The following is a 22,043-nucleotide window of genomic DNA, read 5'->3' as shown; positions in this document are numbered from 1 at the left end:
TAAACGCTGCGAGCTGGACGTCCTTGCCATAGTCACTAGCGGAAGGATGATGTCGTGCTTATCTTATTAGGTTACCTGGTAGTTCTCGGTACAGTTTTCGGCGGTTACATGATGACCGGCGGGCACCTTGGAGCACTCTATCAACCGGCTGAACTTATTATCATCGGCGGTGCAGGGGTAGGGGCTTTTATCGTTGGTAACAACGGTAAATCGATCAAGGGGACGCTGAAAGCTATTCCATTGCTGTTCCGTCGTTCGAAATACACCAAAAGCATGTATATGGACCTGCTGGCACTGCTCTATCGCCTGATGGCGAAGTCGCGTCAGCAGGGGATGTTCTCGCTTGAACGGGATATCGAAAACCCGAAAGAGAGCGAAATTTTTGCCAGCTATCCGCGTATTCTTGCTGACGCCATGATGCTGGATTTCATCGTCGATTATCTGCGACTCATCATCAGCGGCAACATGAACACCTTCGAAATCGAAGCGCTGATGGATGAAGAGATTGAAACCCACGAAAGTGAATCTGAAGTACCGGCCAACAGTCTGGCGCTGGTGGGTGACTCCCTGCCGGCATTCGGTATCGTTGCTGCGGTCATGGGGGTGGTTCACGCCCTGGCGTCGGCAGACCGCCCGGCAGCCGAACTGGGTGCGCTGATTGCCCACGCGATGGTGGGCACCTTCCTCGGTATCTTGCTGGCGTACGGCTTTATCTCTCCTCTGGCCAGCGTCCTGCGCCAGAAGAGCGCGGAAACCACCAAAATGATGCAGTGTGTGAAGATCACGCTGCTCTCTAACCTCAACGGTTATGCGCCACCGATCGCGGTTGAATTTGGCCGTAAAACGCTTTATTCCAGCGAGCGTCCGTCGTTTATCGAGCTTGAAGAACACGTGCGTGCGGTGAAAAACCCAAACCAACAGACGACAACTGAGGACGCATGAAAAACCAGTCCCATCCGATCGTCATCGTAAAAAAACGCAAGCACAAGGGCGGGGGTCATGGCGCACACGGCTCCTGGAAAATCGCGTACGCTGACTTTATGACCGCAATGATGGCGTTCTTTCTGGTGATGTGGCTGATCTCCATCTCCAGTCCGAAAGAACTGATCCAGATTGCCGAATATTTCCGAACGCCGCTGGCGACGGCGGTGACCGGTGGGCCGCGTATCTCTAACAGCGAAAGCCCAATCCCCGGTGGGGGCGATGATTACACCCAGCAAAAGGGTGAGGTGAAAAAAGAGCCGAACATCGACGAGCTGAAAAGAAAGATGGAGCAGGCGCGGCTGAAGAAACTGCGTGGCGATCTCGATCAGTTGATTGAAGCGGATCCGAAGCTGCGCGCATTGCGCCCGCACCTGAAAATCGACCTGGTGCAGGAAGGGCTGCGTATTCAGATTATTGATAGCCAGAACCGCCCGATGTTCAAAACCGGGAGCGCGGAAGTTGAACCGTACATGCGCGATATTCTGCGCGCCATTGCTCCGGTGCTGAACGGCATTCCTAACCGCATCAGCCTGTCAGGACACACGGATGATTTCCCGTACGCCAGTGGGGAGAAGGGATACAGCAACTGGGAGCTTTCTGCCGATCGTGCCAACGCCTCGCGTCGCGAGCTGGTGGCCGGTGGGCTTGATGATGGCAAGGTACTGCGCGTGGTCGGCATGGCAGCAACCATGCGCGTTTCCGACCGCGGGCCGGATGACGCCATCAACCGTCGTATCAGTCTTTTAGTGCTGAACCAGCAGGCGGAGCAGGCCATCCTGCATGAAAACGCCGAAAGTCAGAATGAGTCACTGGACGATTTAAAACAGCCTGGGGCCGTTCCTTCGGCTGCCGTTCCAACATCGCCACCAGCCAATCCGAGGTGATAGCGTGAGCATGGATATTAGCGATTTTTACCAGACATTCTTTGATGAAGCCGACGAATTGTTGGCCGATATGGAGCAACACTTACTCGATCTGGTGCCCGAAGCACCGGATTCCGAGCAGCTCAATGCCATCTTCCGTGCGGCGCATTCCATTAAAGGCGGAGCCGGAACGTTTGGATTTACCATCCTGCAGGAGACTACCCATTTAATGGAGAACCTGCTTGATGAAGCACGACGCGGTGAGATGCAGCTCAATACCGACATTATCAACCTGTTTTTGGAAACCAAAGATATTATGCAGGAACAGCTCGACGCCTATAAAAGTTCGGCAGAGCCTGATGCCGCCAGCTTTGAATACATCTGCAATGCGCTGCGCCAGCTCGCGCTCGAAGCGAAAGGTGAGGTTGCCGCAGCCGTGGTTCCGGCCGCAAAGCTGAGCGTTGTCGATGCGGTTGCCGCACCGGCGTCTGCCCCTGTCGACGCACCGGCGGGCAAACTGCGCGTGGTGCTGTCACGCCTGAAAGAAAATGAAGTCAACCTGCTGGAAGAAGAGCTGGGTAACCTGGCGAAATTAAGCAACGTAGTAAAAGGCAAAGACAGCCTGGCTGCAACGCTGGATGACGGTATCAGTCAGGACGACATCGTGGCGGTGCTGTGCTTTGTGATTGAAGCCGACCAGATTGCCTTTGAAACCGAAACCGTCGCGGTTGAAGCCCCAGCTGCAACGGAAGAGGTGGCAGTCGTCCCTCAGGCGGCGGCCCCGGCTGTTGCGCCTGCGGCCCCGGCATTAAAAGCGGTGCCAAAAGAGACTGCCGCGCCGGGCCGTGGTGAAAAACCTGCCGCGCGCGCCAGCGAGTCAACCAGTATCCGCGTTGCGGTTGAGAAGGTCGATCAGCTGATTAACCTGGTGGGCGAGCTGGTCATCACGCAGTCGATGCTGGCGCAGCGTTCCAACGAACTGGACCCGGTTACGCACGGCGACCTGATTACCAGCATGGGTCAGCTGCAGCGTAACGCCCGCGATCTGCAGGAATCAGTGATGTCCATCCGTATGATGCCAATGGAATATGTCTTCAGCCGCTTCCCGCGTCTGGTCCGCGATCTGGCCAGCAAGCTGAATAAACAGATTGAACTGACCCTGATGGGTAGCTCAACCGAACTCGATAAGAGCCTGATCGAACGCATCATTGACCCGTTAACCCACCTGGTGCGTAACAGCCTCGACCACGGTATTGAACTGCCGGAAAACCGCATTGCTGCCGGGAAATCCCCGGTCGGGAATCTGATCCTCTCTGCGGAGCATCAGGGCGGAAACATCTGCATTGAAGTGACCGATGACGGCGCGGGCCTTAATCGCGAGCGCATCCTGGCAAAAGCGATTTCGCAGGGGATGGCGGTTAGCGAGAACATGACTGATGAAGAAGTGGGGATGCTGATCTTTGCTCCGGGCTTCTCTACCGCAGAGCAGGTGACCGACGTCTCCGGGCGCGGCGTCGGCATGGACGTGGTGAAACGTAACATCCAGGAGATGGGCGGCCACGTTGAGATCCAGTCTAAACAGGGTTCCGGCACCACCATTCGCATCCTGCTGCCGCTGACGCTGGCGATCCTGGACGGCATGTCAGTCAAAGTGGCGGACGAAGTCTTTATCCTGCCGCTGAACGCCGTAATGGAATCCCTGCAGCCGCGTGAGGAAGATCTGCATCCGCTGGCGGGCGGCGAGCGCGTTCTCGAAGTGCGCGGGGAGTATCTGCCGCTGGTGGAACTGTGGAAAGTATTTGAAGTGGACGGGGCGAAGACAGAGGCCACGCAGGGTATCGTTGTGATCCTGCAAAGTGCGGGCCGCCGCTACGCGCTGCTGGTTGATCAGCTGATTGGTCAGCACCAGGTGGTGGTGAAGAACCTCGAAAGCAACTACCGCAAAGTGCCGGGTATTTCTGCCGCCACCATTCTGGGTGATGGTAGCGTGGCGCTGATCGTCGATGTGTCGGCGCTTCAGGGATTAAATCGTGAACAACGTGTGGCGTACACAGCCGCCTGATTAAGTAGAAGGTAATAACATGACCGGTATGAGTAATGTAACGAAACTGGCGGGCGAGCCATCAGGGCAGGAATTCTTGGTATTCACTTTAGGCGATGAGGAGTACGGCATCGATATCCTGAAAGTGCAGGAAATCCGTGGTTATGATCAGGTTACCCGCATCGCTAACACGCCTGCTTTTATTAAAGGTGTTACCAACCTGCGCGGCGTGATTGTGCCTATCGTTGATCTGCGCGTGAAGTTCAGCCAGGGCGACGTTGACTACAACGACAACACCGTGGTGATCGTCCTGAACCTTGGGCAGCGCGTGGTGGGTATTGTGGTGGACGGCGTCTCTGATGTGCTCTCCCTGACGTCGGACCAAATCCGCCCTGCGCCGGAGTTTGCAGTCACGCTGTCGACCGAATATCTGACCGGTCTGGGTGCGCTGGGTGAGCGTATGCTGATTCTGGTCAATATTGAAAAGCTGCTGAACAGTGAAGAGATGGCGCTGCTGGATATCGCGGCGAACCATGTAGCGTAGGTCAATGCAAAACGGCAACCCAGGTTGCCGTTTTTTGTGTTTGCTCCCTCTCCCTTCGGGGTGAGGGAGCAAACACAAAATAATGTCTGCTCCGACGACCCCCTCTCCCTTGAGGGAGAGGGCTGGGGTGAGGGGGAACATACGGCTCTGGTGGACATTCCGTTCACTTTATGTTCAATGCTACTCTGTAACAACATGACCAGTGAACGTGCCAGGGCGGCTCAATCGCCACCGCCCTGGCGACCCGGGCTCCCGGCGGTAAATCGCCGCTTCGCGGTACCCTCAGCTTATTCCTCCAGGCTATCGGGTCGGGCATGAGCCTGCATCCCTGCAGGCCACGCCCTCTCGGCGCATCCCTGCGCCTCGCCCCGGCCTTACGGAAACGCCTCGGCGATTTACAGCCGGACCAGGGCATCGCTGTAATTCATTCATTTCCCTGAAACAACCTTCGTCGCTTCAGGTAAAAAATTACTGGGGATTCCTCAGCCCTTCGGGAGAGGCTGGGGTGAGGGCATCAGGCCTCACCCTTTTTTATGTCATTACGCTTCCTGCTCCACCAGCTCAGCTTCCGCGTCCCGCGCGCCTTCATTCTGCGACAGCATCGCGGTCGCAATACCATTCCCCAGCACGTTAATCGCCGAACGGCCCATATCCAGGAAGTGGTCAATCCCCATCAGCAGCAGAATACCAGCCACCGGAATGTTAAAGCTTGGGATCGTCGCGGCCAGCACCACCAGCGAAGAGCGCGGTACGCCCGCAATCCCTTTTGAAGCCAGCATCAGGGTCAACATCAGAACGGTAACTTCCGAGAAGCTCAGGTGAATATTGTACGCCTGCGCGATAAACATCGAGGCGAACGAGCAGTACACCATCGAACCCACCAGATTGAAGGAGTAGCCAATCGGCAGCACGAAAGAGGCAATGTTGCGTGAACAGCCAAAACGCTCCAGCTGTTCCAGCGTTTTTGGATAGGCGGCTTCAGAACTGCTGGTGGTAAACGCCACCAGTACCGGGTCTTTCAGCATGCTGACCAGACGGAACACCTCTTTTTTCAACACCATGTAACCCACGGCCAGCAGCACCATGCAGGTGAGAAGAATGGCAACATAATAGCCGCCAATAAAGGAGGCATAATTCAACAGAATGCCAAGACCCTGCGTGGCAATTACGGAAGAAATCGCCGCGAAAATTGCCAGCGGGGCAACGTACATCACGTAGCCCGTCACCTTCAGCATGATATGGGAAACCACATCCAGCGCGGCCACCAGCGGTGCGTTGAATTTCTGCCCCAGCGACGCGCCGCCAATGCCGAAGAACATTGAAAACACCACAATCTGCAGGATCTCGTTGTTCGACATCGCCCCAGCGATACTGGTCGGAATGGTGTGAGAGAGGAACGCCTTCAGCGTCATGCCGCCCACGGCCAGGCCAGTATCAACCGCCTCGGTAGGGATAGTCAGGTTCAGGCCGCTTCCCGGATGCTCCAGGGTGACGATAAACAGGCCGACCAGAATCGAGAGCACGGATGAGCTGATAAACCACACCATCGCTTTGCCCCCAACGCGACCAATCGTGGAGGTTTCGCCCAGTTTCATGATGCCGACGGTCAGCGTGCTGAAGACCAGGGGGGCAATGACCATTTTGATCAGACGAAGGAAGATATCGGTCAGAAGGGTAATGTTATCCGACCAGGCTTTGATGGCATCCGCAGATGCATACTCATGAATTGCTGCCCCTGAAAGAATACCCGCCAGCATGAATATCACGATGAAGAGTGTGAGTTTGTTTGCACTTGCCACGAAAAAAGACCCTCTATGCGCTTCTGATGGAGCCCGCGTCGATACATATAAATTTTTTATTACAACGCGGGAAATTATTCGGCACATAAATTGACGCAAACGGTAGGGGGTTACAACTCCTTTTTAAGTTTTATTAATTTTGTTGTTAATGTGCCGACGATATATTGTGACGCTTATCACATTTTTGCGGATATATCCTCCGTAAAAGCGGCAAAATATTTCTGCTTTTCAATTTAACGTTCTGTTTTTTATAAATAAACTGTGTCAATAAGACATTGGTGTGTCCTGCCATGCGCCGGGTGGTCGAAGCGATATCCGTAAACTAAATTCTCAATAACCCCCTCAGAGGAACGTTAAGCGGGGCTAACATCTTGAACACTCGAAATAAAAAGTGGCATGGGAACGGAAATGTCTTCTGGAGGGTGGTAAATGAAAAGAAAACGCCTTTTGATCTGCGCTGGCACTTTACTGATGGCGACAACCATCCACCAGGCGTTGGCCGTGACCAGCAGCGGCACCATCGGGGCCACGCTGACGCTGACAAATGGTTGTCTGATCAACGGATCGCCCACGCAAAATGGGATTAATTTCGGTACGCTGGATTTCGGCACCCATCCTGCAACGTTTTCCACCCTGACCACACAATTAACCGGCGCCAGCGGCGGAAACACCTTCACCATCCAGTGCACCACCGCCAGCTATTCGGTGGCGATCACCGGCAACGCCAACTCCACCGCACCCGGTACCGTGGTCGGGACTCCGGGCACCCCTGCGCGTTATCTGGTCAATACGGCCAATGCGGCGCAGGGCGTGGCGTACAGCCTGTATAGCGACAGCGGATTTAACTCCGTAATTGCCAATAACACCGCGTTGTCGGCCGCCTCTACGGCGGGTGGCGTCGACAGTTACACTCTTTACGGGCGTATTACCGGCGGCGGTAACAGCGTAACGGTCGTACCGGGCACGTACACCGACACGATAAACGTCAGCGTAACCTATTAGTTCAGCACGGCCATGACGGCATCTCTTAGAGGTCTGCGCAAATGCGCAGAGGGACACGTGCAGCCATTTTTCGCGCTGATGGTCGGATTGCTCATGCTGCCCACGGCGGAGGCGGTGACATCACAGTCCTTTAAGGTCAGCGCCACCATTGTACCGGGCTGCGCGGTGGCCACCGGCAGCGGAGGCCTTCTCGGTACGCTGGATTTTGGCAGCCATAACGGTGTCGAGAGCGCGCCGGTAAGCACCAGCTTTGTACCAAACGGCGCATTGTCCATTGCCTGTACGCCTGGCGTGGCGCTGAGCATGAGCATCAATGGCGGTCAAAATTACGCCTCCCTTCGCCGTATGAAACGGACCAATGGCCCGGAAATGGTGGGATACCGGCTCTACAGCAGCAGTTCACTGGCTGCCAACAGCGAAATAGGCGTCAACCAGGCGATACCAGTGACCTATAGCAATAGCAATAATATCGCGCTGCCGCTTTTTGGCGTGGCGCTACTGACCGGGTTCAGCCCGGCAGGAACCTATTCCGATCAGCTCACCGTGACCTTGTCATGGTAATAAAGGGAGAGTGTCGATGAAGCCATTTTTCAGACGTTTTGGTCTGGCGGGGGCCTTGTTTCTGGCGGCAACAGGCCAGGTACAGGCGGCCGCCACCATACTGTTATGGCCTATCGATCCGTGGCTTGCGGCAGACGCTAAGGCCACGGAGCTGTGGATCCAGAACCAGGGAAACAGCGCGACGACGATGCAGGTGCGCATTGTGCGCTGGAAGCAGGAGAACGGGCACGAACGTTATACCGCGCAGCAGGATGTGGTCGCCAGCCCGCCGATCGTTACGATTGCCGCCGGCAGTAAACAGCTTATTCGCCTGATCAAACAGGCCTCCGTTCCTGCGGGCGTCGAGCAAGCCTACCGCATTATTGTGGATGAAATCCCTCAGGCTGACGTTAAAGCCGAACCCGCCATCGGCCTCAAGTTACAGATGCGTTATTCCATTCCGCTGTTTGTTTATGGCCTGGGGATCCCGACCATAAAAGAGGGCGCGCATCACGCGGTGGTGGAGACCCGAAATCTGAGCTGGCGGGTCACGCAGGCGGGCGGACAACCGGCCCTGGAGGTGCAGAATCGGGGGGATGTCCATGTCAGGCTGAGTCAGGTCGCGCTGGAGCAGGGAGGGCAGAAACGCACGATTGCGGAGGGATTACTGGGTTATGTCCTGCCAGGCAGCAGCCGCAGCTGGCCGATACCCGCAGGCGTACGTCAGCCAGAGCGGATGAGCGCGCAGATTAATGCCAGGGACGCACAATGGCAGTCGACGCCCGTCAACTGACGCCGGTCATGATGATTCTGCTTTGCGTCAGTTCCGCGACCTGGGCTGAGCCCGGCGACGATGCTCTCCCGCCACCTCCCCAGGCGCAGGCGATCAATGATGAGGCCGTCTTTCAGCTTGCCCTCGTCCTGAACCATTACGATACCGGCCTGGTTGTGCCGGTGACGCAACGTAAAGGCGCGTTCTTTATCTCCAGCGCCGATTTGCTGCGCGCAGGGCTGCCCCCGGAGCATGTCCCCACCGGCGAGGTGAATCTCTCCTCGCTTTCCCGGGTGAGGGTGGAGTACGACAGTGCCGCCCAGCGCCTGCTGCTGACCGTTCCCCGCGACTGGGTTACTGCCCGCGTGACCCCCTTCGGTGCGCAAACGGCGCAGACCAAACCGCACTTTGGCCGCGGTGCGCTGCTCAATTACAATCTCTACACCAACCACACGGAACATATCGGCGGTCAGGCCTCGCTCTGGCATGAGTTTCGCTACTTCAACGAGAACGGTTCGTTTTCCTCCACCGGCTACGCGCGGGAAAATTTCACCGGTAACGACGGCCAGCAGGAAGGGTATGTCCGCTATGACACGACCCTGCTGTTCACAAACGAAGACGATGCCATAAGCTGGAGCGTGGGCGATGTGATCAGCGACGCCCTGACCTGGAGCTCCAGCGTGCGGATGGGCGGGATCAGCGTCGGGCGGGATTTCTCCCTGCGCCCTGATCTGGTGACATGGCCGCTGCCCGAGTTCTCGGGGGACGCCGCGGTACCCACCTCGGTCGATCTCTTTATCAATGGCTATCGCTCCGGCTCAACCCAGCTTCAGCCGGGTCCCTTCACGCTGACCAATCTGCCCTATATAAACGGCGCCGGGGATGCGGTGCTGGTCACCACCGATGCGCTGGGGCGCCAGGTGAGCACCACGCTACCGTTTTATGTCACCAGCGATCTGCTGAAACAAGGGCTAAGCGACGGCGCCGTGACCCTGGGCAGCCTGCGTCGCAATTACGGCATTAAGAATTTCGACTACGGCTCTGCGGCAGGCAGCGGCTCGTATCGCTATGGGGTAACGGACTGGCTGACGCTGGAAGGCCACGCGGAAGGGGCGCAGGCGCTGGGGCTGGGTGGGGTGGGGACGGTGCTTAAGCTCGGCCAGTTTGGCGTGGTGAATACCGCTTACACGCAAAGCCGCATGGGCGGGGATGCCGGCGGGCAGGTCAACTGGGGTTACCAGTACAGCACCAGCGAGTTTAGCGTGGCCACCCAGCACTCGCGCCGCGACCGTGGCTTTGGCAATCTCGCCCTCTACGACCAGCCGACGGTCTATGACGAAAACGACAGACCCATCGCCAGCTTTAGTCGTAATACGGACCAGTACTCGCTGACCTTCAATCTGGGACAGTACGGCAACATTGGGGCGGCCTGGATCGGTGTGGAGAGCTTTGACAGTCAAAAAACGGAGCTGCTGAACCTCTCCTGGAGCCGTAATTTGTGGGGGGCGAGTAGTATTTATCTCGCCGCGAGCCGGGACCAGCAGCAGGGAGACTGGACGGTCGCACTGTCGCTGCAGGTGCCGCTGGGCGCCCTCGACAGCGCCGCCGTCACCGTTGAACATACCCCGCAAGCAGGGAGCACCCAGCGCATTAACTACAACCACTCCATGCCCTCCGACGGCGGGTTTAGCTGGAACATGGCGTGGGCCAACCAGTCGAAAGCCAGTGATTACCAGCAGGGCACGCTGGGCTGGCGCAACAACACGATTGAACTGCAGGGCGGCGGCTATGGCGAAAGGGAGATGATGACCTGGTGGGGCGAGGCGATGGGCGCGATTGTCCTGATGGACGGCGAGCTGTTTGCGGCGAACAAGATCAACGACGCGTTTGTGGTCATCAGCACTGACGGCCACCCGGATGTTCCCGTCAGCTATGAGAACCAGCCCGTCGGGAAAACCAATCGCAACGGTTACCTGCTGGTCAGCGGGGTGTCGGCCTATTACCCGGCAAGCTACCGCATTGATACCCTGAATCTGCCGGCAGATACCCGACTAAAAGAGACCGAGCGGCGGATCGCTATCCGGCGTCACAGTGGCTATCTGGTGAATTTCCCCATGGAGCAGGAGCGGGTGGCGAGCGTGATCCTGCACGACGCGCACGGGCAGGCGCTCCCGGTGGGCAGTCAGGTCAGACGTGCCTCGCGCAGCAATGCGGTGGTGGGGTATGACGGCATCGCCTGGCTGGAAAACCTTAACGATGTGAACCCGCTGGAGGTGATCGCGCCTGACGGAAAACGCTGCACAACAACCCTGACCATGGGGGCGAATCCCGAGCATAAGCTGCAAACCTACGGCCCGCTGATTTGTCGGGAGGGGCCATGAAGCGCCTGCTATTTATGCTTCTGCTGCTGGTGACCAGCGGCAGTTGGGCTGACTGTCGGGTCAGTACGGTCAACGCCGCGTTTGGGAGTGTGACCTCATTCGCGCTGAGTGGATCTGGCGAAGTGGCCACTACCGGTACGCTGGTCGTGGCCTGTGATGCGCTGTTGAACTTGCTGACCGGGGACACCATCACGCTGAATTTTGTCTCAGCAACCGTTTCGGCCAATGGTCGGGCGACCATGAAGCGTACCGATAACGCGGCCATCACGGATGTCATCCCGACGCGTCTGTGCGGGCAGTCGGGCTGCGCTAACAACAGCGAAGTGCAAACCAGTAAAACCTATACCTGGGACAGCAGTACCTTGTTAAACCTGATAGGCGGCAAACAATACAATATCCCTCTCTATTTCCGGACGGTCCCGGGGCAAAATGTGTCCGCCGGTCCTTATCAGGTGACGCTTAACTTCGATATCACCTATAGCGTCTGCTCGGTGGGCGTGCTCAACGCCTGTTTGTCGGGGCTTCAGACCGGAACGAAAGGGACCAGCATCACGTTGGATATGACCGTCACCAACGACTGCAGCGCCATGACCACGCCGGATGTCAACTTTAACAGCGCGCCGCTGGTGCAAAGTTTCCCGACCGTCTCGCAGGCGATTGCCGTGACCTGTACCAAAGGCAGTACGTATACCATCGGCATTAACAATGGTGCCAACGCGCTGAATAACGTGCGCCGGATGGTGAGCGGCAGTAACTACCTGAGTTATGACATCTATAAAGAAGCCACGACTAACCGCTGGGGCAGCAGCGGCAGCGAGCGCTGGACCAGCGCGACCTCATCGCAGGTCAGCGCTGACGGTTTACTGCGCACCTATAACTACACCGCCAAAGTCCTGACCAGTCAGACCACGCCACCCGCCGGAACCTACACCGACACGCTGATTGTCGACGTGGCGTTTTAACCCCCGCGCTTTTCCCTTTCGCAAATGTAAAGTTCCTGTGGGCTGTGCCGATAACACCGTTAATAAATCTATGAGAAGGTGTTGTATGTTGAACCGTATCCGCGTTGTCACAATGCTCATGATGGTGCTGGTCATTTTCGCACTTCTTCAGCTCATCTCCGGCGGGCTTTTTTTCTCGTCATTAAAACAGAACCAGGACAGCTTTGCGGCCTCGAACGATCTCCGCCTGCAGCAGAGTGAACTCACCTCCACGTGGGATCTGATGCTGCAAACGCGTATTAACCTGAGCCGCTCGTCCGCGCGCATGATGATGGATCCCAACAATCAGCAGAGCAGCGCGAAAACCGATCTGTTAAAGAATGCCCGCGCCACGCTTGCTGACGCCGCTAAACACTACGACGCCTTCAAAAAGATCACCCCGCAGCCTGCAATGGAGCAGGTGAGCCAGAATATTGATGAAAAATACAACGCCTACTATGCCGGTCTGACGGAGCTGATTCAGTTCCTGGAGAGCGGCAACATGGACGCCTATTTCGCGCAGCCTACGCAAGGGATGCAAAACGCGCTCGGTGCGGCGCTGGGAGAGTATGCCAAAGCCAGCGGGGATCTCTATCACTCGGCCTTTACTGAAAGCCAGAATGACTACCGCTTTGCAAAATGGCAGATGGCGGTGATGGCGCTGGCACTGGTCATTGTGCTGGTCGCGGTCTGGTACGGCATTCGTCATATCCTGCTGAACCCGCTCGGTCGCGTTATTGCTCACATTCGTGAGATTGCCGGCGGCGATCTGACCAAAACGCTGACCGTGTCCGGGCGCAATGAGATCACCGAACTGGCCAACAGCGTTGACCATATGCAGCGTTCACTTATCGATACCGTTGCCAACGTGCGTAGCGGCACCGATGCCATCTATACCGGCACCAGCGAAATTGCGATGGGAAATAACGACCTCTCTTCCCGCACTGAACAGCAGGCATCGGCGCTGGAAGAGACGGCGGCCAGCATGGAGCAGCTCACCGCGACCGTGAAGCAGAACGCCGATAACGCCCGCCAGGCGTCTCAGCTGGCTGAAAGTGCCTCCGAGACCGCGCAGCGCGGCGGTCGCGTGGTGGACGGCGTGGTGAAGACCATGCATGAAATCGCCGACAGCTCGAAGAAAATTGCCGACATCATCAGCGTAATTGACGGTATCGCCTTCCAGACCAACATCCTGGCCCTGAACGCCGCCGTGGAAGCCGCGCGTGCGGGCGAGCAGGGGCGCGGGTTTGCCGTGGTGGCCGGGGAAGTACGCAACCTGGCCAGCCGCAGCGCCAATGCGGCAAAAGAGATCAAATCGCTGATTGAAGATTCCGTTTCCCGCGTGGATACCGGCTCCGTGCTGGTGGAGAGCGCCGGGGAGACCATGAATGACATCGTGAATGCCGTTACCCGCGTGACGGACATCATGGGTGAAATCGCCTCTGCGTCTGATGAGCAGAGTCGTGGTATCGACCAGGTCGCCCTGGCGGTATCGGAAATGGATCGCGTGACACAACAAAACGCCGCGCTGGTGCAGGAGTCCGCTGCGGCGGCCGCTGCTCTGGAAGACCAGGCGAGCCGTCTGAAGATGGCCGTCTCGGCGTTTCGTCTCGCTTCACTGGCTGGAAATACGGTCACCCCGCAGGCGACGTATCGCGCACCCGCCGCTGTATCGGCGGCAAACCGTACGCGTTCTGCAACGACCGGACAAGATGAAAACTGGGAAACATTTTGACTGACATTTAAACCGCGGCTGCTTGCCGCTTATTGGGAGCGTGGATGTTAAATCGTATTCGTATCTCGACCACACTGTTTTTGATTCTGATCCTTTGCGGTGTGTTGCAGGTTGGCAGTAACGGGTTGTCTTTTTGGGCGTTTCGCGATGGCTATCAGAATTTGCAGGATGTTGAGGCGAGTAATCAGCAGCGCTCCGCACTGGCACAAACCCGTGCCGTGCTGTTGCAGGCAAGCACTGCGCTGAACAAGGCGGGAACCTTAACCGCGCTGAGTTATCCGCCGGATGATATCAAAGCGCTGATGGCCACCGCGCGCGACAGCCTGAAGCAGGCTGACGCACAGTTTAAAACCTTTACGGCACAGGCCGCCGATAGCGAAAAAGCGAAAGCGCTGAAGGCCGCCATGAAGAAGAACTTTGAACAGTGGTACAGCGATCTGGACCACCAGGCGACCTGGCTTGAAAACAACCAGCTGTCGGACTTTATGACCGCGCCGGTCCAGGCCTCTCAGGCGGCGTTTGACAACAGCTTTAACGCCTGGCAGCAGGATATCAACCAGTTTGTTCAGCGTGCCGGCGAAGAGAGCCGTAAAAGCTATCACATGTCGGGCGTGATCTTTGCCGTGGTGGTGATTCTGGCAGGGTTGCTGACCGGCGCCGCGCTGCTCTGGTCGCGCAAAATGATTGTGCAGCCGCTGGCGATCATCAGCAGCCACTTCGACAGCATTGCGAAGGGGGATCTGGCGCGCCCGGTGGCGGTGTTCGGTAAGAACGAAATTTCGGCGATCTTTGCCAGCCTGAAGGCGATGCAGGGCGCTCTGCGGGAAACGGTATCCGATGTACGTCAGGGCAGTTATGCCATGCACACCGGCATCTCAGAGATTGCGGCAGGCAATAACGATCTCTCCTCCCGTACCGAGCAGCAGGCGGCCTCCCTGGCGCAGACGGCGGCCAGTATGGAGCAACTGACCGCGACGGTAAGCCAGAACGCCGATAACGCGCGTCAGGCGTCTGACCTGTCAAAACAGGCGGCCATGACGGCGAAGAAGGGCGGCGATCAGGCCTCTCATGTCGCCAGCACCATGCAGGAGATTGCCGCCAGCTCGCAGAAAATTGGTGACATCATCAGCGTAATTGACGGTATCGCGTTCCAGACCAACATACTGGCGCTGAATGCCGCGGTGGAAGCGGCGCGTGCCGGTGAGCAGGGACGCGGGTTTGCAGTGGTGGCGGGAGAAGTGCGTAACCTGGCGAGCCGCAGCGCCAACGCGGCGAAAGAAATTAAGGGCCTGATTGAAGAGTCGGTGTCACGCGTTCAGCAAGGCTCCGCCCTGGTGGATACGGCGGCGCAAACCATGCATGAGATCGTCACCTCCGTCACGCGGGTAAACGACATCATGGGTGAAATTGCCTCTGCGTCGGATGAACAGCGTCGCGGCATTGAACAGGTCGCACAGGCGGTCAGCCAGATGGATCAGGTGACGCAACAGAACGCCTCGTTAGTTGAGGAAGCGGCAGCGGCAACCGATCAGCTCGCCAGTCAGGCGGATCACCTGACCGGGCTGGTCGCAGTATTTAATGTCAAAGAGCACGTTGAAGCAGTAACAGAAGTTGGGCGGTCGCAGGCCGTGCCAGTTGTATCCTGAATGTAATTAAGAAGGCGCTATGACATCACCAATGCCTCCTGGGCAAACGTCATTATTGTTGCAGATGACACAGCGCCTCGCGCTGTCCGACGCGCATTTTCGTCGGATATGTCAGTTAATCTACCAGCGTGCGGGGATCGTGCTTGCGGATCATAAGCGAGACATGGTCTACAACCGACTGGTGCGGCGCTTGCGTACGCTGGGGCTGGATGATTTTGGTCGCTATCTGAGCATGCTCGAAGCGAACCAGAACAGCGCTGAGTGGCAGGCTTTTATTAACTCCTTAACCACTAACCTGACGGCGTTTTTCCGCGAAGCTCACCACTTCCCGGTACTGGCCGAGCACGCACGCCGTCGCACCGGGGAGTATCGCGTCTGGAGTGCGGCCGCTTCGACGGGGGAAGAGCCTTATTCGCTGGCGATCACTCTTGCCGACACGCTGGGAATGGCCCCCGGACGCTGGAAAGTCTACGCCAGCGATATCGATACCGAGGTGCTGGAGAAGGCGCGTAACGGGGTTTATCGCCAGGATGAACTGAAAACACTCTCTCCGCAGCAGCTGCAGCGGTATTTCATGCGCGGCACCGGCCCGCATGAAGGCCTGGTACGCGTACGCCAGGAGCTGGCGAACTGCGTCGAATTCGCGCCCGTTAACCTGCTGGATAAGCAGTACAACGTGCCGGGGCCGTTCGACGCCATTTTTTGCCGTAACGTCATGATCTATTTTGATAAAACGACGCAACAGGACATATTGCGTCGGTTTGTTCCGTTGCTCAAGCCTGACGGTTTACTGTTTGCCGGGCACTCGGAAAACTTCAGCAACCTCGTGCGTGAGTTTAGCCTGCGTGGGCAAACGGTATATGCGCTGAGTAAGGAAAAAGCATGAGTAAAATCAGGGTATTGTCTGTCGATGATTCAGCGCTGATGCGTCAGATCATGACTGAAATTATCAATAGCCACAGCGACATGGAGATGGTGGCTACTGCGCCTGACCCACTGGTAGCGCGGGATTTAATTAAAAAATATAACCCCGACGTGCTCACGCTGGATGTCGAGATGCCGCGCATGGATGGCATAGATTTCCTCGAAAAATTAATGCGACTGCGGCCAATGCCGGTGGTGATGGTCTCTTCCCTGACCGGGAAAGGATCGGAAATCACCCTGCGTGCGCTGGAGCTGGGGGCGGTGGATTTTGTCACCAAACCGCAGCTTGGCATTCGTGAGGGGATGCTGGCGTACAGCGAAATGATTGCCGAGAAGATCCGCACCGCGTCGCGGGCGAAGCTTGCCGCGCATAAGCCGATGGCCGCACCGGCGACCTTAAAAGCCGGTCCGTTACTCAGCTCGGAAAAATTGCTGGTCATTGGCGCGTCAACCGGAGGAACAGAGGCAATTCGTCATGTACTCCAGCCATTGCCGCTGTCGAGTCCGGGTATTCTGATCACTCAGCATATGCCGCCAGGCTTTACCCGTTCGTTCGCCGAGCGTCTCAACAAGCTGTGCCAGATCAGCGTGAAAGAGGCGGAAGACGGCGAGCGCGTGCTGCCGGGACATGCGTATATCGCCCCGGGCGACAAGCATATGGAGCTGGCGCGCAGCGGCGCTAACTATCAGATCAAAATTCATGACGGACCGCCGGTTAACCGGCACCGTCCGTCGGTGGATGTGCTGTTTCATTCGGTGGCGAAACATGCGGGGCGCAACGCCGTTGGGGTGATCCTGACGGGGATGGGCAACGATGGTGCCGCCGGAATGCTTGCAATGCACCAGGCTGGCGCCTGGACGATTGCGCAGAATGAAGCAAGTTGTGTGGTGTTCGGCATGCCGCGCGAGGCCATCAATATGGGTGGCGTGAGCGAAGTGGTCGATCTTAGCCAGGTAAGCCAGCAGATGCTGGCGAAAATCAGTGCCGGACAGGCAATACGTATTTGACTCAGGAGTATTATTTTATGGCGGATAAAGAGCTTAAGTTTTTGGTTGTGGATGACTTTTCCACCATGCGTCGCATCGTGCGCAACCTGCTGAAAGAGCTGGGTTTCAACAACGTTGAAGAAGCAGAAGACGGCGTTGACGCGCTGAACAAACTGCAGGCGGGCGGGTTTGGTTTTGTTATCTCCGACTGGAACATGCCAAACATGGACGGTCTGGAACTGCTCAAAACCATTCGTGCGGACGCGGGAATGGCCTCTATGCCGGTTCTGATGGTCACTGCAGAAGCGAAAAAAGAGAACATCATTGCCGCTGCACAGGCGGGCGCAAGCGGCTACGTGGTGAAGCCATTCACCGCGGCGACCCTGGAAGAGAAGCTCGGTAAGATCTTCGAGAAACTCGGCATGTGAGGTGTTGGTCATGATGCAACCTGCTATGAAACCCGTTGAAGAACACTCGCCGAGCGACATCATCGTACGCATCGGCAGCCTGACGCGCATGCTGCGTGACAGCCTGCGTGAGCTGGGACTGGATCAGGCAATTGCCGAAGCGGCGGAAGCGATCCCTGATGCCCGCGACCGCCTGGACTACGTCGTTCAGATGACCGCGCAAGCCGCGGAACGTGCGCTGAACAGCGTTGAAGCGTCACAACCGCACCAGGATGCGATGGAAAAGGGGGCGAAAGCGCTGACCAAACGCTGGGATGAGTGGTTTGAGAACCCGATTGAGCTGGCGGATGCCCGCGAACTGGTGACCGATACCCGCCAGTTCCTGGGGGATGTGCCGGGCCACACCAGCTTCACCAACGCCCAGTTGCTCGACATCATGATGGCGCAGGATTTCCAGGACCTCACCGGTCAGGTGATCAAGCGCATGATGGATGTGATCCAGGAGATTGAGCGTCAGCTGCTGATGGTGCTGCTGGAGAACATTCCGGAACCGGCTGCCCGTCCAAAACGCGAGAACGAAAGCCTGCTTAATGGTCCACAGCTCGACGCCAGCAAGGCGGGCGTGGTGGCAAGCCAGGATCAGGTCGACGATCTGCTGGACAGCCTGGGCTTCTGATAGTTCGTTCCGCCTCAGGAGGTCACGCCGCCTGAGGCGGTTTACGCCAGAATCACCGAAAAGAGCCCGAATAAACGGGCTTTTCCCGCCATTGGATTTCCGCTGCGCTGGCATGATACCCGTGACGTAATGGGCTGAGCATGCACTGTGGCAGAAGAGAACGACGACAAAACGGAAGCCCCCACACCCCACCGACTAGAAAAGGCGCGTGAGGAAGGGCAGATCCCCCGATCCCGAGAATTAACGTCCCTGCTGATCCTTATCGTAGGGGTGTGCATCATCTGGTGGGGTGGGGAGTCGCTCGCCCGCAAGCTGGCGGGAATGCTCTCAACCGGCTTACGTTTTGACCACAGTATGGTCAACGACCCGAACCTGATCCTCAGCCAGATTATTCAGCTGATAAAAGGGGCGATGGTCGCGTTGCTGCCGCTGATTACCGGGGTCGTGCTGGTTGCGCTGGTCTCTCCGGTCATGCTCGGCGGTCTGGTCTTTAGCGCCAAATCGCTGCAACCGAAATTTTCCAAGCTGAACCCGCTGCCGGGCATTGCGAAAATGTTCTCTGCGCAAACCGGGGCTGAGCTGCTTAAAGCCATTCTCAAATCGGTACTGATGGGCAGTTCCGCGGGGTTTTACCTCTGGTACCACTGGCCGGAAATGATGCGCCTTATCAGCGAATCGCCTCTCACCGCGATGAGCAATGCGCTGAACCTGGTTGGACTCTGCGCGCTACTGGTGGTGCTCAGCATTATCCCGATGGTGGGTTTTGACGTGATTTTCCAGCTGTATAGCCACTTCAAGAAACTGCGGATGTCACGTCAGGATATCCGTGACGAATACAAGCAGATGGAAGGTGACCCGCACGTGAAAGGGCGTATCCGCCAGATGCAACGTGCCGCCGCCCGTCGCCGGATGATGGACGACGTGCCGAAGGCCGACGTCATCGTCACCAACCCGACACACTACTCCGTTGCGCTGCGCTATGACGAAAACAAAATGAGCGCGCCGAAAGTGGTGGCGAAAGGGGCGGGTCTGATCGCGCTGCGTATCCGTGAAATTGGCACTGAACACCGTGTGCCGATCCTCGAAGCCCCACCGCTGGCGCGTGCCCTGTACCGTCATGCGGATATTGGACAACAGATCCCGGGACAACTCTACGCCGCCGTGGCGGAAGTGCTGGCCTGGGTATGGCAGTTGAAGCGCTGGCGTCTGGCCGGTGGTCAACGGCCTGTGAAACCTGAGAACCTTCCGGTGCCTGCCGCGCTGGATTTTATGAACGAGAAGGACACTGATGGCTAATCTGGTGGCAATGTTGCGCCTGCCCGGCAACCTGAAATCGACCCAATGGCAGATCCTTGCCGGGCCGATTTTGATCCTGCTAATTCTGTCGATGATGGTATTGCCTCTCCCGGCGTTCATCCTCGATCTGCTTTTCACTTTCAATATTGCGCTGTCCATTATGGTGCTGCTGGTGGCGATGTTCACCCAGCGTACCCTGGAGTTCGCCGCGTTCCCGACCATTCTGCTATTTACCACCTTGCTCCGCCTGGCGCTCAACGTGGCGTCCACGCGTATCATCCTGATGGAAGGTCATACCGGTGCGGCAGCGGCAGGTAAAGTGGTGGAAGCGTTCGGCCACTTCCTGGTGGGCGGTAATTTCGCAATCGGGATCGTGGTGTTCGTTATCCTCGTTATCATCAACTTTATGGTTATCACCAAAGGTGCGGGGCGTATCGCGGAAGTGGGCGCGCGTTTCGTGCTGGACGGAATGCCGGGCAAGCAGATGGCGATCGACGCCGACCTGAACGCCGGGCTTATCGCCGAAGATGAAGCCAAAAAACGCCGTGCGGAAGTGACCCAGGAGGCGGACTTCTACGGCTCGATGGACGGTGCGAGTAAGTTTGTGCGCGGTGACGCCATCGCCGGCATTCTGATCATGGTGATTAACGTGGTCGGCGGCCTGCTGGTGGGGGTACTGCAGCACGGGATGGACATGGGCCACGCGGCGGAAAGCTATACGCTGCTGACCATTGGTGATGGTCTGGTCGCCCAGATCCCGGCGCTGGTGATCTCCACGGCCGCGGGTGTGATTGTCACCCGCGTGAGTACCGATCAGGACGTTGGCGAGCAAATGGTGGGCCAGCTGTTCAGCAACCCGCGCGTCATGCTGCTGGCTGCGGCGGTTCTCGGGTTACTCGGTCTGGTGCCGGGGATGCCAAACCTCGTTTTCCTGCTGTTTACGGCGGCTCTGCTGGGGCTTGCCTGGTGGATGCGCGGCCGTGAAACCAAACCGTCGGCGGAACCTGTTCCGGTCAAGATGCCGGAGAACACCCAGGCCGTCGAAGCCACCTGGAACGATGTGCAGCTGGAAGATTCCCTGGGCATGGAGGTGGGGTATCGCCTGATCCCGATGGTCGATTTCCAGCAGGATGGCGAGCTGCTTGGCCGAATTCGCAGTATCCGTAAAAAATTCGCCCAGGATATGGGCTTCCTGCCGCCGGTGGTACACATCCGGGACAATATGGATCTTCCGCCTGCGCGCTACCGCATTCTGATGAAAGGTGTCGAAATTGGCAGCGGCGATGCCTATCCAGGCCGCTGGCTGGCGATTAACCCGGGCACTGCCGCAGGCACGCTGCCGGGGGAACAAACTACCGATCCGGCCTTTGGCCTGGCCGCTATCTGGATTGAAAGCGCCCTGAAAGAGCAGGCGCAGATCCAGGGGTATACGGTAGTAGAAGCCAGTACCGTGGTGGCGACCCATCTTAACCACCTGATTGGACAATTCTCGGCGGAGCTGTTTGGCCGTCAGGAAGCGCAGCAGCTGCTGGACCGCGTGACCCAGGAGATGCCGAAGCTGACCGAAGATCTGGTCCCGGGCGTGCTGACGTTAACCACGCTGCACAAGGTGCTGCAAAATCTGCTCGACGAAAAAGTACCGATCCGCGATATGCGTACCATTCTGGAAACCCTGGCCGAGCATGCGCCGTTACAAAGCGATCCGCACGAGCTGACGGCGGTGGTGCGTGTGGCGCTGGGCCGGGCAATCACCCAGCAGTGGTTCCCCGGAACCGGGGAAGTGCAGGTTATTGGCCTCGATACGCCGCTTGAGCGTCTGCTGCTGCAGGCCCTGCAGGGCGGCGGCGGGCTGGAGCCGGGTCTGGCGGATCGTCTGCTGGCGCAAACGCAGGAGGCGCTGGCGCGTCAGGAGATGCTGGGAGCGCCACCGGTGCTGCTGGTGAATCATGCGCTGCGTCCGCTGCTGTCGCGCTTCCTGCGTCGTAGCCTGAATCAGCTGGTGGTGCTGTCGAATCTGGAACTGTCGGATAACCGTCATATCCGCATGACAGCCACGATTGGAGGAAAATAATGCGTAAATGGTTATGGATTTTGTTCTTCCCACTGGCGGTACAGGCTGCCGGGGGAGGCACCTGGCAGGCAAGCAGCATGGGCGTGACGCTCAGCAACCGGGGCGTCGCCATGTCGTCTAACCCGCTGTCGCCGTCTGAAGCGGTTTCCGGTCTGATGGGGCTGGTGGTCTGGAACTACAGGCTGATTGGCCCCACACCTGCCGGACTGCAGGTCCGTCTCTGCTCTCAGACGCGCTGTACGGAAATCGATGGCGAAAGTGGTACGACCCAGGCGTTTAACGGCGTGCCGGCAATCGAGCCTTTACGTTTTATCTGGGAAGTACCGGGCGGTGGACGTTTGATCCCGGCGCTGAAAGTGCAGAGTAATTCCGTTATCGTGAACTACCGCTGACGG

The 22,043-nt window shown here is 57.6% G+C and carries 19 protein-coding genes; 18 read left to right on the top strand and 1 reads right to left on the bottom strand.

Annotation, left to right across the window (positions count from 1 at the left end; translation table 11 throughout):
- Positions 1-54 precede the first annotated feature (54 nt).
- From motA to cheW, 4 genes are read left to right on the top strand one after another with little or no spacing between them, the layout of a single operon-like run.
- A complete protein-coding gene (motA, locus tag SP99_RS14015; protein WP_008500417.1) occupies positions 55-942 on the top strand; it encodes a flagellar motor stator protein MotA in 888 nt (295 codons plus the stop codon).
- Positions 939-1,868, top strand: a complete 930-nt coding sequence (gene motB / locus SP99_RS14010; RefSeq protein WP_025760369.1) for a flagellar motor protein MotB — start codon at positions 939-941, stop codon at positions 1,866-1,868. The genes motA and motB overlap by 4 nt, the downstream gene beginning before the upstream one ends.
- Before the next feature lie 4 nt (positions 1,869-1,872).
- The gene (gene cheA / locus SP99_RS14005; protein ID WP_047958974.1) at positions 1,873-3,909 is read left to right on the top strand and encodes a chemotaxis protein CheA; all 2,037 of its coding nucleotides are present in this window, start codon (positions 1,873-1,875) and stop codon (positions 3,907-3,909) included.
- A gap of 19 nt (positions 3,910-3,928) precedes the next feature.
- The gene (gene cheW / locus SP99_RS14000) at positions 3,929-4,432 is read left to right on the top strand and encodes a chemotaxis protein CheW (RefSeq protein WP_014884351.1); all 504 of its coding nucleotides are present in this window, start codon (positions 3,929-3,931) and stop codon (positions 4,430-4,432) included.
- 539 nt (positions 4,433-4,971) lie between these two features.
- Here the strand turns inward: cheW and SP99_RS13995 are convergent.
- Positions 4,972-6,231 carry a dicarboxylate/amino acid:cation symporter gene (locus SP99_RS13995; protein WP_047958973.1) on the bottom strand — a complete coding sequence of 420 codons (1,260 nt, stop codon included), beginning with the start codon at positions 6,229-6,231 and terminating at the stop codon, positions 4,972-4,974.
- Between the two features lie 429 nt (positions 6,232-6,660).
- On the opposite strand from SP99_RS13995, the gene SP99_RS13990 reads away from it, so the two are divergent.
- The 14 genes from SP99_RS13990 (at position 6,661) to flhE (ending at position 22,040) form a co-directional block, all read left to right on the top strand.
- Positions 6,661-7,233: a Csu type fimbrial protein gene (locus tag SP99_RS13990; RefSeq protein WP_025756944.1), complete on the top strand. Its 573-nt coding sequence runs from the start codon at positions 6,661-6,663 to the stop codon at positions 7,231-7,233.
- 12 nt (positions 7,234-7,245) lie between these two features.
- On the top strand, positions 7,246-7,794 hold the full coding sequence (locus SP99_RS13985) for a Csu type fimbrial protein (RefSeq protein ID WP_047958972.1): 549 nt from the start codon (positions 7,246-7,248) through the stop codon (positions 7,792-7,794).
- 16 nt (positions 7,795-7,810) lie between these two features.
- Positions 7,811-8,566, top strand: a complete 756-nt coding sequence (locus tag SP99_RS13980) for a fimbrial biogenesis chaperone (protein ID WP_047958971.1) — start codon at positions 7,811-7,813, stop codon at positions 8,564-8,566.
- Entirely contained in the window at positions 8,542-10,926 is a 2,385-nt protein-coding gene (locus SP99_RS13975; RefSeq protein ID WP_047958970.1) for a fimbria/pilus outer membrane usher protein, read from the top strand. The genes SP99_RS13980 and SP99_RS13975 overlap by 25 nt, the downstream gene beginning before the upstream one ends.
- Positions 10,923-11,888, top strand: coding sequence for a Csu type fimbrial protein (locus tag SP99_RS13970; protein ID WP_047958969.1), 966 nt, complete (start codon positions 10,923-10,925; stop codon positions 11,886-11,888). Before SP99_RS13975 ends, SP99_RS13970 begins: the two co-directional genes overlap by 4 nt.
- Positions 11,889-11,973: 85 nt before the next feature.
- A complete protein-coding gene (gene tar, locus SP99_RS13965) occupies positions 11,974-13,641 on the top strand; it encodes a methyl-accepting chemotaxis protein II (RefSeq protein WP_025756939.1) in 1,668 nt (555 codons plus the stop codon).
- Between the two features lie 44 nt (positions 13,642-13,685).
- Positions 13,686-15,287, top strand: coding sequence for a methyl-accepting chemotaxis protein IV (tap, locus tag SP99_RS13960; RefSeq protein ID WP_047958968.1), 1,602 nt, complete (start codon positions 13,686-13,688; stop codon positions 15,285-15,287).
- A 19-nt stretch (positions 15,288-15,306) separates the two neighbouring features.
- The gene (gene cheR / locus SP99_RS13955) at positions 15,307-16,173 is read left to right on the top strand and encodes a protein-glutamate O-methyltransferase CheR (protein ID WP_008500429.1); all 867 of its coding nucleotides are present in this window, start codon (positions 15,307-15,309) and stop codon (positions 16,171-16,173) included.
- Positions 16,170-17,219, top strand: coding sequence for a protein-glutamate methylesterase/protein-glutamine glutaminase (locus tag SP99_RS13950; protein WP_014884341.1), 1,050 nt, complete (start codon positions 16,170-16,172; stop codon positions 17,217-17,219). Before cheR ends, SP99_RS13950 begins: the two co-directional genes overlap by 4 nt.
- Before the next feature lie 17 nt (positions 17,220-17,236).
- Entirely contained in the window at positions 17,237-17,626 is a 390-nt protein-coding gene (gene cheY, locus SP99_RS13945; protein ID WP_008500431.1) for a chemotaxis response regulator CheY, read from the top strand.
- A 10-nt stretch (positions 17,627-17,636) separates the two neighbouring features.
- A complete protein-coding gene (gene cheZ / locus SP99_RS13940; protein ID WP_008500432.1) occupies positions 17,637-18,281 on the top strand; it encodes a protein phosphatase CheZ in 645 nt (214 codons plus the stop codon).
- A gap of 147 nt (positions 18,282-18,428) precedes the next feature.
- Positions 18,429-19,577, top strand: coding sequence for a flagellar biosynthesis protein FlhB (gene flhB, locus SP99_RS13935; protein WP_025756937.1), 1,149 nt, complete (start codon positions 18,429-18,431; stop codon positions 19,575-19,577).
- Positions 19,570-21,648 (top strand): flagellar biosynthesis protein FlhA, encoded by a 2,079-nt coding sequence (gene flhA, locus SP99_RS13930; RefSeq protein WP_045285655.1) that lies wholly within the window; start codon positions 19,570-19,572, stop codon positions 21,646-21,648. The genes flhB and flhA overlap by 8 nt, the downstream gene beginning before the upstream one ends.
- Positions 21,648-22,040: a flagellar protein FlhE gene (gene flhE / locus SP99_RS13925; RefSeq protein WP_047958967.1), complete on the top strand. Its 393-nt coding sequence runs from the start codon at positions 21,648-21,650 to the stop codon at positions 22,038-22,040. The genes flhA and flhE overlap by 1 nt, the downstream gene beginning before the upstream one ends.
- The last annotated feature ends 3 nt before the right edge of the window (positions 22,041-22,043 follow it).

This window comes from Enterobacter sp. BIDMC92 (genome assembly GCF_001030225.1).
GTDB lineage: Bacteria > Pseudomonadota > Gammaproteobacteria > Enterobacterales > Enterobacteriaceae > Enterobacter > Enterobacter sichuanensis.
Note: the sequence above shows the minus strand (reverse complement) of the source record. Positions and strands in the feature narration are given on the sequence as shown.